The organism is Enterobacter sp. RHBSTW-01064, from assembly GCF_014103035.1.
GTDB classification, from domain to species: domain Bacteria; phylum Pseudomonadota; class Gammaproteobacteria; order Enterobacterales; family Enterobacteriaceae; genus Enterobacter; species Enterobacter mori.
In genome coordinates this window covers 292046-304402 of sequence record NZ_JABXOU010000003.1, presented here as the reverse complement: position 1 = coordinate 304402, position 12357 = coordinate 292046, and the positions used below count along the sequence as shown (strand labels likewise).

General features: G+C 58.6%; 10 protein-coding genes. 1 reads left to right on the top strand and 9 read right to left on the bottom strand.

The features are described from left to right. Positions 1–53: 53 nt before the first annotated feature. The 5 genes from HV355_RS11660 to HV355_RS11640 all read right to left on the bottom strand — a co-directional run bounded on the left by HV355_RS11660 (position 54) and on the right by HV355_RS11640 (position 4925). Positions 54–1433 carry a carbohydrate porin gene (locus HV355_RS11660; protein WP_033144328.1) on the bottom strand — a complete coding sequence of 460 codons (1380 nt, stop codon included), beginning with the start codon at positions 1431–1433 and terminating at the stop codon, positions 54–56. Between the two features lie 138 nt (positions 1434–1571). Next, entirely contained in the window at positions 1572–1874 is a 303-nt protein-coding gene (locus tag HV355_RS11655; protein WP_029741865.1) for a PTS lactose/cellobiose transporter subunit IIA, read from the bottom strand. A 5-nt stretch (positions 1875–1879) separates the two neighbouring features. Continuing rightward, on the bottom strand, positions 1880–3256 hold the full coding sequence (locus HV355_RS11650) for a glycoside hydrolase family 1 protein (RefSeq protein WP_182401982.1): 1377 nt from the start codon (positions 3254–3256) through the stop codon (positions 1880–1882). A gap of 17 nt (positions 3257–3273) precedes the next feature. Further along, positions 3274–4599: a PTS sugar transporter subunit IIC gene (locus HV355_RS11645; protein ID WP_182401980.1), complete on the bottom strand. Its 1326-nt coding sequence runs from the start codon at positions 4597–4599 to the stop codon at positions 3274–3276. Positions 4600–4610: 11 nt separating this feature from the next. Further along, positions 4611–4925 carry a PTS sugar transporter subunit IIB gene (locus tag HV355_RS11640; RefSeq protein WP_010426508.1) on the bottom strand — a complete coding sequence of 105 codons (315 nt, stop codon included), beginning with the start codon at positions 4923–4925 and terminating at the stop codon, positions 4611–4613. 293 nt (positions 4926–5218) lie between these two features. On the opposite strand from HV355_RS11640, the gene HV355_RS11635 reads away from it, so the two are divergent. Next, positions 5219–6169, top strand: a complete 951-nt coding sequence (locus HV355_RS11635; RefSeq protein WP_042714383.1) for a LacI family DNA-binding transcriptional regulator — start codon at positions 5219–5221, stop codon at positions 6167–6169. 51 nt (positions 6170–6220) lie between these two features. On the opposite strand, the gene HV355_RS11630 is transcribed toward HV355_RS11635, so the two are convergent. The 4 genes from HV355_RS11630 to HV355_RS11615 form a co-directional block, all read right to left on the bottom strand. Continuing rightward, entirely contained in the window at positions 6221–6517 is a 297-nt protein-coding gene (locus tag HV355_RS11630) for a YicS family protein (RefSeq protein ID WP_010426504.1), read from the bottom strand. A 120-nt stretch (positions 6518–6637) separates the two neighbouring features. After that, on the bottom strand, positions 6638–8002 hold the full coding sequence (locus tag HV355_RS11625; protein WP_182401978.1) for a TolC family protein: 1365 nt from the start codon (positions 8000–8002) through the stop codon (positions 6638–6640). Further along, the gene (locus HV355_RS11620) at positions 8002–11112 is read right to left on the bottom strand and encodes an efflux RND transporter permease subunit (protein ID WP_182401976.1); all 3111 of its coding nucleotides are present in this window, start codon (positions 11110–11112) and stop codon (positions 8002–8004) included. The genes HV355_RS11625 and HV355_RS11620 overlap by 1 nt, the downstream gene beginning before the upstream one ends. After that, positions 11112–12233 carry an efflux RND transporter periplasmic adaptor subunit gene (locus tag HV355_RS11615; RefSeq protein WP_029484915.1) on the bottom strand — a complete coding sequence of 374 codons (1122 nt, stop codon included), beginning with the start codon at positions 12231–12233 and terminating at the stop codon, positions 11112–11114. The genes HV355_RS11620 and HV355_RS11615 overlap by 1 nt, the downstream gene beginning before the upstream one ends. Positions 12234–12357 lie beyond the last annotated feature (124 nt).

The following is a 12357-nucleotide window of genomic DNA, read 5'->3' as shown; positions in this document are numbered from 1 at the left end:
TTTTGTAGGCCCGCGCAAGCGCAGCGCCGCCGGGCGAAACAAACGTCGCTGTACTAGAACCACGCCTCCCACATCGCGCCGACGTTGAAGTCGTCGAGGGTTTCGTCTTTGGTGTTGTTCACGCGTGCGGTGCGCTCGTTATCCACTTTGCCGCCGGTCACGTAGAAGCGCAGCATCGGACGGAACTCCGGCCCCATGGCGATGGACATGTTCTGCGACAGGGTCAGCTTCCAGCCCTTGTTGTCGCCGCCGTTGTCATAATCAACGTGCTGCCAGCCCGCTTCCAGCCAGGTGGAGTGAACGTCGTTCCACCAGTGCATTGGGCGCACGATGGCATTGTAGTTCTTGCGGTTGTCGGTCTTATCGCGGCTGTTGTCGTAGTCGTGGAAGGCAAGGATGTACTCTACCTGCGTCGCCTGGGTGAATTTGTACAGCCCTTCGAAGCTGGCGTAGACCGTGGTCAGGTCCTCGGTTTTGTTGAACACGCTGTTGTCCGCGTTATCGGAGTAGCGGGCGATCACTTTGTTCACGCCGCTGTCGTTGGTGTGGCTCAGCACCACGCCGCCCTGCCAGGCGTTCAGGCGCTCGTCGCTCTCCACCGCCTTGGAGTCAAAGCCGTAGTTGGCGTACAGCTCCATGTCGATCGGGCCGAGCTTCATGCCGTGGATTTTTGAGGTCGCGGCGTAGTTACCTTTGTCACCCGTGCCGGAACCGCCGGTACAGGTGATGCGCGACGGGTTCGCTTCGTCTTCCATCACTTCCGGGCTACAGGATTCCACCGCCGCCACGGCGGCCACGTCGAACTGCACGCCGCCGATGTCGAAGTTCTTCACCCCGGCACCCTGGCCGTCGTGGTTCATCCAGAAGTAATCGTTGATGCCCTGCTGCGGACGCTGGTGGAAGTCACGACCGGCCCAGAAATAGGCGTTCGGGTTGGAGGCCATAATGTTGGTCACGCCCGCGTAGGCTTTTTTCAGGTTAACTTCGTCGCCCCAGTGGTCGATCATCACGTTAACGTCCCAGATGGCGCCGTTTTCACCCTTGAAGGCCTTGGAGAGCTGGAATTCCCCGCCGTTGCCTTCGTTGCCCAGACGACCAATGGCGGACGCGCCGTTGTAGGAGCCGTCCACCGCCACGTATTTCTGATCGGCGGCCTGGAAGTGCGCGCCGTAGCGGGCGTAGCCGGTAAATTTAATGCCGAACGGAATCGCCATATCGGGGGACTGCGCCGCGCTTTGCGGCTCGGTTACCACGTCCGCTTTTTTCGCGACCGCCGCATCCATTTTGGCCTGACGTTCGGCCAGGGCTTTATCCACCGCTTTTGCCACAATGGCGTCGATTTGCTCCTGTGTGAATTCCTGTGCGAGCACGGAAATTGGGCAAAGCGCGGCGATAACCGCCATGGTTAATGGAAGTTTTTTAATCGTATTCATGGTTATCTCAATATAGTTTAATTTTATTCAGACAATAACCATCCCGCTCCGATCTGACAGAGTATGTCGCTATCATCAGAACAAGTGGAATTCTATTTAAGGTACAGAGGTATTACAGTAACTTTATTTCGCCATAGGCTATCTCTGATATAAATGAATGATTTCTTCGGACAGTTCACGCGCTAATAAAGAGTTCATTAAATGATCCTGCGCGTGCACCATGATTAAGGTCATCGGCTGGCGGCCTTCGCCCGCATCCTGCTCGATGAGTTTGGTCTGCATCTTGTGCGCCTGGCGCGCGTAGCCGTCGGCTTCGCGCAGCAGGCTTTTGGCCTCGTCAATGTTACCCTGACGCGCCGCGTGCAGTGCTTCAAAGCACAGGCTGCGGGACTGCCCGGCGTTGACGATAATTTCCATTACGGCTTCTTCTAGTGCGATCATCATCATTACTCTTTATCAAAGCTATTATTTAAGGCGGTGGCGGCAAACCACTCCCCGCTTTTCTTAATGGTGCGCTGCTGCGTCTTTAAATCGAGCTGGATAAATCCGTAGCGATTTTTATACGCGTTACACCACGACCAGTTATCAATAAATGTCCACATATGGTAACCAAGACAATTGCACCCTTCGCTAATACCCTTATGCAGCCAGGCTAAATGTTCGGAAATAAACTCGATGCGGTATTGATCGTTAATCTGGCCATTTTCAATAAAGCGCTGCTCATTTTCGACGCCCATGCCGTTTTCAGAAATAAAGCAGCGTGGGTTGCCGTAATTGTCGCGCAGGTTAACCAGAATATCGTAAATACCCGGCTCGTAGATTTCCCAGCCGCGGTACGGGTTCATCTTGCGGCCCGGCATCTCGTAGTTATCAAAGAACCACTCCGGCATAAACGGCGCCTGAGGGTTCACCGCGCTGTCGCGACTCTTCACGCGACGCGGCTGATAGTAGTTCACGCCGAGCAGGTCGATTTTCCCTTCCGCGATCAGGAAACCGTCTTCCGGCTTGCAGGCGGGCAGCTGATCGTAAGATTTCAGCAGCGCCACCAGGTCTGCCGGGTATTCACCGCGCAGAACCGGGTCAAGGAAGCTGCGGTTAAACATCAGGTCTGCGATGTGCGCCGCCTTCACGTCTGCCGGATTCTGCGAACGCGGGTATGACGGCGTCAGGTTCAGCACGATGCCAATCTCCCCCGCGTAATGCCCGGCGCGGTAGGCTTGCACCGCCTTCGCATGGGCCAGCACGGTGTGATACGCCACGGTGGCCGCCCGACGAAAATCCACCACGTTCGGATAGTGGAAGTCGTACAGGTAACCGCCTTCTACCGGCACGATCGGCTCGTTGAAGGTAAACCAGTGCAGCACGCGGTCGCCGAACAGCTCGAAGCAGATCTGCGCATAGCGGGCGTAAGCGTCCACCACGTCGCGGTTTTCCCAGCCACCGATCTCCTGCATCGCCATCGGCATGTCGAAGTGGAACAGGGTGATAAACGGCGTGATGCCCTGTTCATTCAGCTCATCAATGACCTGATTGTAAAAATCGACCGCTTCCGGGTTCACTTCACCGATACCGTCGGGGATCAGGCGCGCCCAGCTAATCGAGGTGCGAAAGCTGTTGTGGTTCAGCTGCTTTAACAGCTGAATATCCGTTTTCCAGTGCTGATAAAACGTGGAGGTCTGCTGCGGCCCCACGCCGTTGTGAAAACGGTTCGGCTCTCGGGCAAACCAGTAATCCCATGTGGTTTCGCCCTCTCTTGCCCCTTCGGTCTGGAGAGCTGAGCTTGCGCTGCCCCACCAGAAGTTATCGGGAAATGCGTATTTCATGACTCTTCCTCTTTGACTTAATTGCTGGCGGCTTCAGCGTTACCGACGGTCGCCTGAGCTTTCTGCTCTTCGTTTTTGATGAGCGTACGCTCATAGGCGCGCAGGAACGGCAGGTACATCAGCGCGGACATCACCATACAGACCAGGCACATCACCACCGGGCTGAGCGCCCAGTTCGCCGCCCATGACGCACCAATCGGTGCAGGGGTGGTCCACGGGGTTAACGAGACGACCTGTGCCAGCCAGCCGAGCTTGGTTGCGCCGTACGCCAGGCAGGCGTTGACCAGCGGAACGAACACGAACGGGATAAACAGCATCGGGTTCATGATGATCGGTGCGCCAAACAGAATCGGTTCGTTGATGTTAAAGAAGCTTGGCACCACGCCCATTTTGCCGATGGTGCGCAGATGGGTCACGCGGCTGCGCAGCAGCAGGAACGCCAGCGGCAGCGTGGAGCCTACGCCGCCAATCAGCAGGTAGTGATCCCAGAAGCCCTGCAGGTAAACGTGCGGCAGCGCCGCGCCGGCCGCCAGCGCCGCCTGGTTTGCCGATAGGTTAGCCATCCAGAACGGGTTCATGATGCCGGTGACAATCAGCGAGCCGTGGATACCCGCAAACCAAAAGATCTGGCACAGCAGCACGGAGAGCAGAATGGCGGGCAGGGAGTCAGAGGCGGACACCAGTGGTTCCAGCAGGTGCATGATCGCCTGCGGAATGATCATTCCGGTCTGCGCTTCAATGAACAGGTTCAGCGGGTGCAGCGTGCCGATCACCACCATCACTGGGATCAGGATCTCAAACGAACGCGCCACGCCGGTCGGCACTTCCTTCGGCAGGCGAATGGTCACGTTGTTCTGCTTCAGCCACGCATAGACGCGGGTGGAGTAGATGGCGGTGATCAGCGCGGTGAAGATGCCCTGACCGGAGAGATACTGGGTCGAGATTTTGCCGTCGGCATAGGGCGCGGCGACCAGCAGGAAGGCCATAAAGGCCAGCAGGCCGGACATCACCGGGTCGAGGTTGAACTGACGCCCCAGGCTTGCCCCAATCCCCACCGAGATGAAGAAGGTCATGACGCCCATGCTGAGGTTAAACGGCAGCATCAGCTGCTCGCGGTAGGTCTGGGAGAAATCCAGCCAGCCGCGGGCAAAGCTGTTTGTGGTATCCGCCGAAAACGGCGGGAAGATGAACACCAGCATAAACGAGCCGATGATCATAAACGGCAGCGCGGCGGTAAAGCCGTCGCGTATTGCAATCACATACTTTTGCTGACCCAGCTTTGCGGCCAGCGGGGTAATTGACTGCTCAATCACCGCGACCATGGATTGATATAACGAACTCATGTGAACACCTTTTAGTGTGCCGCTTCGATGAGCGACAGAGCATAGTCCAGTACTTTATCGCCACGCTGCATGCCGTAGTCCATCATGTCGATGGGCTGTACCGGAATGCCTTGCGTCGCCGCCTTATCTGAGAGTGTCTTTAACATGTATTTCACTTGCGGTCCGAGAAGGACAACCTGGTATTGCGGAAACTGCGTATCAAATTCGGAAACACCGTACGCATCAATCTTCACCGGCAAACCACGTTCTTTCGCGACATCGACCATTTTGCTGACCAACAGGCTGGTGGACATCCCGGCAGAGCAGCACAGCATAATCTTGAACATCGACAACCATCCTCTAAATGTAAAAAGTTATTGCGGAGATGATTGGACATCATACGGAAACCGGTTTCCATTTATAAAAGACAGAAGTGTGACAACCATCAAGAAGCTGTGCTTATGGGGCTTATTACCACGATCTGCATCACGGAATTTGGCTGTTATGACGTCATTTTGAGTGGAAACGGAAAATCGGTTTCCATGAAAAACGGAAACGGATATACTCCGTTCTGGCTATAATGTGAGCCGTAGCGGTAATGGAATTTGCAGGCGTGAAGTTGGCCTGCCAGGGGAGAGAGATGTCTACAATCAACGATGTATCACGTCTGGCCGGGGTGTCCAAAGCCACGGTATCACGGGTGTTGAGCGGGTCACGCGGCGTGAAGGAAGCCAGCCGTCAGGCCGTTCTAAAAGCGGTGGATGAGCTGAATTATCGTCCTAACGTGATTGCACAATCACTGCTAAGCCAGTCGACGGGCTGTATTGGCGTGATTTGCGCGCAGGAAAACATTAACCAGACCACCGGTTATCTGTACGCGCTGGAAAAACAGCTCAGCCAGCATCAAAAACATCTGCTGCTGCGCTTCGCGCATAGCAAAGCGGAAGTGATGCACGCCCTTGAAGAACTCTCCTGCGGGCTCTGTGATGATATCCTGGTGATTGGCGCCCGTTTTCCGCTGGACGTGGATATGGAAAACGTCATTCTGGTCGACTGTATGGAGTCTGATAATGCCAACAGCATCCAGTTCGATCACGCGTTTGCCGCCGAAACCGCCTGTAACTACCTCACCAGCCAGGGGCGTCGCCAGATTGCGCTGATCCACCCGCACGGCAGCGGTTTTGCCGACCAGGTGCTGCTCGGCTACAAGCATGCGCTGGAGAAAAATTTCCTGCCCTTTAATCGCAACCTGGTCTTTATGGACGCCACCTCCTCATCCGTTGCGCTGCAGGAGCTGCTGAACAACGCCAGCACCCTGAATTTCAACGCGCTGCTGGTGGCGGACGAGCAGGAAGCCCAGCGGGTGATCCCGCAGCTGCAGGCGTTTAATAAATCGGTGCCGGACGACATCATGGTCTTCAGCCTGGGCGGGTCGCTCCATCTGCCGGGTATTCCGGTGATCCCGGCCATTGAATATTCCATGGATGCCATGGCGGCGCGGATTGTGAGCTGGCTGACGGAGAAAACGCAGATGCTGGGGTCGTACGTGCTGCGCGGGGATTTAATTATTCCGGATATGCGGAAGCGTTAAAAATGTTTTGTAGGCCGGGTAAGGCGCAGCCGCCACCCGGCTTTCCCGCCCTCAATAGTCTTCCATACAATCCACCTGACTGACGGCATCCCAGTAGGCGTCCAGATTGTCGCGCTTCACGGCGGTGATGGCGTTTTTGATCAGCAGCTGGTTGGCCTCCGACGACAAAATCATTGCCTGCCAGGCCTTATCGCTCTGCTTTTTCTGTGGCGTGCAGGTTTTCTTCACATCTTTCAGAACCTGCTGTTTTATCTGGGCATCTTTCGCCGGATCGTCCTTCTCCTGTGCGTGAACAAACGCGGCGAACAACAGGCAAACGAGCAGGCAAACCAGGTGCGCAGCTTTCATCGAAACCTCCAGTTAACGTCACATGCTTCCCATGAAATATATCGTTACATTCAGTGTAGCGATTCCAGCCGAAAGTATGATTTTCTCTTTTCTGCGCATGAGAATCGCCCACCGATGAGGTTACTGGATCCCGCCGCCCAGCGACTGCCACAGCGTGATGCGGTTTTCCAGGTCGGTTTGCTGCAGCGCAATCAGTGATTCCTGCGCCGACCACAGCGACCGCTGCGCGGTAAGCACCGTCAGATAATCCCCCGCGCCTGCCTTATAGCTGCGCGTGGCCACATCCAGCGTTTTTTGCTCCGCCGCCACGTATTCTCGCTGGGCATCCAGCTGCTCGCTGAGCGTTTCACGGCGCGCCAGCGCGTCGGCCACGTCCTTAAACGCGCTCTGGATGGCTTTTTCGTAGGTCGCAATTAACCCTTTTTTCTCGGCTTCTGCATAACGCAGCTGCGCCAGGTTGTTGCCGCCGCTGAACAGCGGCAGGGTGATGGACGGCGCAAACGACCAGACCTTCATCCCGTGGCTGAAGAGGGACCACAGCGAGTCGCTGCCGACGCCCGCGCTGGCGGTAAGCGAAATGGTCGGGAAGAAGTTGGCGCGCGCCGCGCCGATGTTGGCGTTGGCGCTCAGCAGGTTATGCTCGGCCTCCTGAATATCCGGGCGACGCAGCAGCGCGCTGGAGCTGACGCCCGCCGGGATCAGCGTGATGGCATTATCGCTCAGGCTCTCCAGCGTGCCGGGTAGCAGGTTCTCCGGCACCGTATCGCCCGCCAGCAGATTAAGGGCGTTTTTGTCCTGCATCACCAGCGTCTGGTAGCTCGCCACGCTGGCGCGCGCCTGCTGGTAAACCGCCATCGCTTCACTGACGTCCGTTGCCGCCGCCACGCCCACCTCACGCTGGCGCTTCACAATCTTGAGCGAGTTCGCCGCGCTCTCCATTGTGGATTTCGCCAGCGCCAGGTTGCTGTTATCCGCCGCCAGCGTCACCCAGGCCGTGGTCAGCTCGCTAACCATCGTCAGTCGCGTATTCTGCGCGGTGAATTCGCTGGCAAGCCAGGTTTCACGCGCGGCGCGGGAGAGGCTCTGGTTGCGGCCAAACAGATCCAGCTCGAAGCTGGAGACCGCGCCGTTGGCTTCGTCGCTGGTGGTCACGCCGCTTGCCAGCGTGCGGCTGCGGGTGTGGCTCAGCTCGGCGTCTACCGTCGGGAACAGGGACGAGCGCGTTTCACCGTACTGGGCGCGGGCGGCGTCGATATCCGCAATCGCTTTTTGCACGTCGCGGTTGCTGTTAAGCGCCATCGTCACCACGCTTTTCAGCCGCGCGTCGTTCATCACCTGCTGCCACTGGCTCACCACGGCGGTGGCTTCGCCGTGCGCGCCGGGTAAGGTTGCCGGGACGGGGGCGTCCGGGCGTTGATACGTTGGGTCTAACGACACACAGCCTGCGCTCAGCAGGGCTAACGCTAAAATAGATACACGAAACATTATGACCTCCGGTTTACGTGCTTACCGGAGAACAGACGTTTCACCAGTACAAAGAATAAGGGGACGAAGAAGATCGCCAGCAGCGTCGCGGCCAGCGTCCCACCGATAATGCCGGTACCGATCGCCACGCGGCTATTGGCACCAGCCCCGGTTGCCACGGCCAGCGGCGTAACCCCTGCGATAAACGACAGCGAGGTCATGATGATCGGACGCAGACGCGTCTGAGCGGCACGCAGCGCGGCGCGCGTCAGGGAGTACCCTTCCGCGACTTTGGCTTCGGCAAATTCCACAATCAGGATGGCGTTCTTCGACGACAGGCCGATGGTGGTCAGCAGCGCCACCTGGAAGTAGACATCGTTGTTCAGGCCGCGCAGGGAGGCGGCGACGGCTGCGCCCAGCACGCCAAGCGGGATCACCATGATGACCGAAATCGGTACTGACCAGCTCTCATACAGCGCTGCCAGGCACAGGAACACCACGAGAATGGAAAGGGCATAAAGGCTCATCGCCTGACCGCTCGCCAGTTTTTCCTGCAGCGACAAACCGCTCCACGCCCAGGTGCTGCCGGACGGCAGGCTGTTTGCCAGCTGCTCCATTTTGCTCATCGCCGTGCCGGAGCTGGCGCCGCTGGCGTTTTCGCCCTGAATCTCATACGCCGCCGAGCCGTTGTAGCGCACCAGGCTTTCCGGGCCGTACTCCCAGCGGGTGGTGGCGAACGCGGAGAACGGGGTCATGGTGCTGTCGCTGCCGCGCACATACCATTTGTTGAGATCCGACGGCACGGCGCGATAGTCGCTGTCGCCCTGGATGTAGACCTTTTTCACGCGGCCGCGATCGATAAAGTCGTTCACGTAGGTCCCGCCCCAGGCGCTGGAGAGGGTGTCGGTGACGTCGCTCAGGGACAGCCCCAGCGACACGGCCTTGTTGTTGTCGATATCGACCTGAAGCTGCGGCATCTGCGGCAGATCGTTGGCGCGCACGGCGTGCAGCGAGCTGTCCTGGTTGGCTTGACCAATCAGCTGGTTACGCAGTTTCAACAGCGCGTCACGGTCGGTGCCGCCGCTGGCCATCAGCTCAAAGGTAAAGCCGTTGCTCTGGCCCAGACCGTCCACCGCCGGCGGCGTCATGGCAAAGATGGTCGCATCGCGGATGGTGCTCAGCTCCTGCGTGGCGCGCAGGGCGATGGCCTGCGCGGTATTCTCATCGCCTTTACGCTCTGACCAGTTTTTCAGAGAGACAAACGCCATCCCGGCGTTCTGGCCGCTGCCGCTGAAGCTGAAGCCTTCAATGGTAAAGATCACGTTGGTGTTGGCTTTCTCTTTGGTGAGGAACCACTCGCGCACCTGGCGGCTGACTTCGGCGGTACGCACCGTCGTCGCGCCGGCTGGCAGGGTGTACTGCACCATGATTTCGCCCTGGTCTTCCGTTGGCAGGAAGCTGCCCGGCAGCTTAAGCATGGCGAAGCCCATCGCGCCACAGAGCAGGGCGTAGATGACCAGCATGCCGCCGGAGCGGCGCAGGGCCCGCAGCACCTTGTTCTGATAGCCATGCTCGGTCCTGCTGTAGAAGCGGTTAAACGCGCCGAAGAAACCTTTCTTGTGCGGAGCCGTGTGGCTCAGAATTGAGCCGCAGAGCGCGGGCGTCAGGGTCAACGCCACCACCACGGAGAGGAACATCGCCGAAATGATGGTGACCGAGAACTGACGGTAAATCACCCCGGTGGAGCCGCCGAAGAAGGCCATCGGCAGGAATACCGCAGAGAGCACCAGCGCAATGGCGATCAGCGCGCCGGAGATTTCGCCCATCGATTTTTCGGTGGCTTCGCGGGCGGGCAGGCCTTCGTCGCGCATAATACGCTCGACGTTTTCCACCACCACGATGGCGTCATCCACCAAAAGCCCTATCGCCAGCACCATCGCAAACAGCGTCAGGGTATTGATGGAGTAGCCGAACAGCGCCAGCACGCCGAAGGTGCCCAGCAGAACGACAGGTACCGCCAGCGCCGGGATCATCGTGGCGCGGATGTTTTGCAGGAACAGGTACATCACCACCACCACGAGGATAATGGCTTCGAACAGGGTCTGGATCACGTCCTCAACGGAGATCTTGATGAACTCTGTGCTGTCTTTCGGGTAGGCCACGTCATAGCCTTCCGGCATCGACTTTTTGAACTCGGCAATCTTGTCTTTCACCGCCGTGGCAGTGTTGAGCGCGTTCGCACCCGGTGAAAGCATGACCGCCATACCCGCCGCCGGGTGGCCGTTGAGCTTCGCGGTGGCGGTGTAATCTTCGCTGCCCATCTCCACGCGGGCGACGTCGCTGATGTGCACGACCGCGCCGTTGGACTGGCTCTTCACAATGATGTTTTTAAACTGATCCACCGTCTGCAGGCGCGACTGGGCGCGGACTGTGGCGGTCAGCTGCTGGGCGTTCGACGAGGGCAGCGCGCCGATTTTACCGGCGGAGACCTGCACGTTCTGCGCCTCGATCGCGCTCTGCACGTCGGACGGCATTAGCGAGTAGGACGCCAGCTTCGCCGGGTCGAGCCAGATGCGCATCGCGTATTCCGCACCGAACACCTGCAGGCTGCCAACGCCCTCCACGCGCGCCAGCGGGTCCTGCATATTGCTCACCAGCCAGTCGGCGATATCCGAGCTGCTGGCGGCGTCGGTTTTATCGTACACGCCCATGATCAGCAGGAAGTTGCTCTGCGATTTCTCGACGGTAATGCCGGACTGCTGTACCTCGGTCGGCAGGCGAGATTCCGCCTGCTGAACCTTGTTTTGCACCTGCACCTGCGCGGTGTCCGGATCGGTTCCCTGTTCGAAGGTGACGTTGATGCTTACCGACCCGTCCGAGCTGCTGGTGGAGGTGAAGTAGAGCAGGTTATCCAGCCCGGTGAGCTGCTGCTCGATCACCTGCGTCACGCTGTTTTCCAGCGTCTGCGCGGAGGCACCGGTGTAGGTGGCGGAGATCTTGATCGACGGCGGGGCGACGTCCGGGTACTGCGCGACCGGCAGCGAGCGGATCGCCAGCATCCCGGCGAGCATGATAAGAATGGCGATAACCCAGGCAAAGACCGGGCGACGCACGAAGAAACGGGAAAACATCAGGCGTTTCCTCCACTGGCTTTCATCTCTTCGGCTTTCACTTCCTGCCCGGCGGTCACCTTGTCGGTGCCTTCCACAATCAGCTTATCGCCCGCCTTCAGGCCGCTCAGCACCAGCCATTTGTCGCCGTAGGTGTCGCCCGTTTCCAGCTGACGCTGCTCGACCTTGTTGCTGGCATTGACCACCAGCGCGGTAGCGGTGCCTTTGGCGTCGCGGGTGATGCCCTGCTGCGGTGCCAGGATCGCGTCGTTCATGATGCCTTCATCCACTCTGGCGCGGACAAACATCCCCGGCAGGAGCTGATGCTGCGGGTTCGGGAAGACGGCGCGCAGCGTGACGGAACCGGTTGATTCATCCACCGCCACTTCGGTTAACGCCAGGCGGCCTTTTTCACCGTAGGTGCTGCCGTCTTCGAGGATTAACGACACGCTTAGCGTATCGCTATTGGTGGCAAGGGTTTGCTTGCGTAAACGCAGCAGATCGGCGCTGGAACGCGTGAGATCGACGTACATGCTGTCGAGCCCGCGAATGGTGGCGAGGGCGGTATCCTGCTGAGCGGTCACCAGCGCGCCGGGGGTGACGGAGGAGATGCCGATACGTCCGGCAATCGGTGCAGTCACGGTGGTCCAGTTGAGGTTAATGCGCGCGCTTTCCTGCGCGGCCTTCTTTGACTCGACGCTGGCCTTGTCCTGTGCGCAGGTGGACTTCGCGTCCTCTGCATCCTGACGCGACACGCCGTCATCTTTCACCAGCTGCGCATAGCGCTGGGCCTTCTGGCAGTCGGCCTGCACCAGCGCCTGCGCCTGCTTTAGCGCCGCGGCGGCTTCATCGTAGGCGGCGCGGTAGCTGGAAGGGTCAATTTGATACAGTGCCTGTCCGGCCTTGACCGTATCGCCTTCGGTGAACAGCCGCTTCTGGATAATGCCGCCTACCTGCGGGCGCACTTCGGCGCTCATGGCGGCAGTGGTGCGGCCCGTCAGCTCGCTGACGACGGAAACAGGCTGGCTCATGAGCGTGACAATCCCCACATCCGGAAGAGGACGCTGGGGAGCAGATGTTTGCGCATTATCGCACCCTGTCAGGAGGAGTAATGCCGCGATGGAGGTTGTTATGGTTTTCATAATCTTTTTCCAGGGTGAACGATGCCTGCCCTGTTAATCGCTTAACAGGGAGGAGGGCTATTTAAAGGCACAGCGATACCGCATCTCTGGCTGAGCCAGAAATGTAAAAAAAGGGGAATTACTT

Bases quoted from the DNA above. Each gene is read 5' to 3' on its own strand.
- HV355_RS11660 (WP_033144328.1), bottom strand. From the start codon at position 1,433: ATGAATACGATTAAAAAACTTCCATTAACCATGGCGGTTATCGCCGCG.
- HV355_RS11655 (WP_029741865.1), bottom strand. From the start codon at position 1,874: ATGATCGCACTAGAAGAAGCCGTAATGGAAATTATCGTCAACGCCGGG.
- HV355_RS11650 (WP_182401982.1), bottom strand. From the start codon at position 3,256: ATGAAATACGCATTTCCCGATAACTTCTGGTGGGGCAGCGCAAGCTCA.
- HV355_RS11645 (WP_182401980.1), bottom strand. From the start codon at position 4,599: ATGAGTTCGTTATATCAATCCATGGTCGCGGTGATTGAGCAGTCAATT.
- HV355_RS11640 (WP_010426508.1), bottom strand. From the start codon at position 4,925: ATGTTCAAGATTATGCTGTGCTGCTCTGCCGGGATGTCCACCAGCCTG.
- HV355_RS11635 (WP_042714383.1), top strand. From the start codon at position 5,219: ATGTCTACAATCAACGATGTATCACGTCTGGCCGGGGTGTCCAAAGCC.
- HV355_RS11630 (WP_010426504.1), bottom strand. From the start codon at position 6,517: ATGAAAGCTGCGCACCTGGTTTGCCTGCTCGTTTGCCTGTTGTTCGCC.
- HV355_RS11625 (WP_182401978.1), bottom strand. From the start codon at position 8,002: ATGTTTCGTGTATCTATTTTAGCGTTAGCCCTGCTGAGCGCAGGCTGT.
- HV355_RS11620 (WP_182401976.1), bottom strand. From the start codon at position 11,112: ATGTTTTCCCGTTTCTTCGTGCGTCGCCCGGTCTTTGCCTGGGTTATC.
- HV355_RS11615 (WP_029484915.1), bottom strand. From the start codon at position 12,233: ATGAAAACCATAACAACCTCCATCGCGGCATTACTCCTCCTGACAGGG.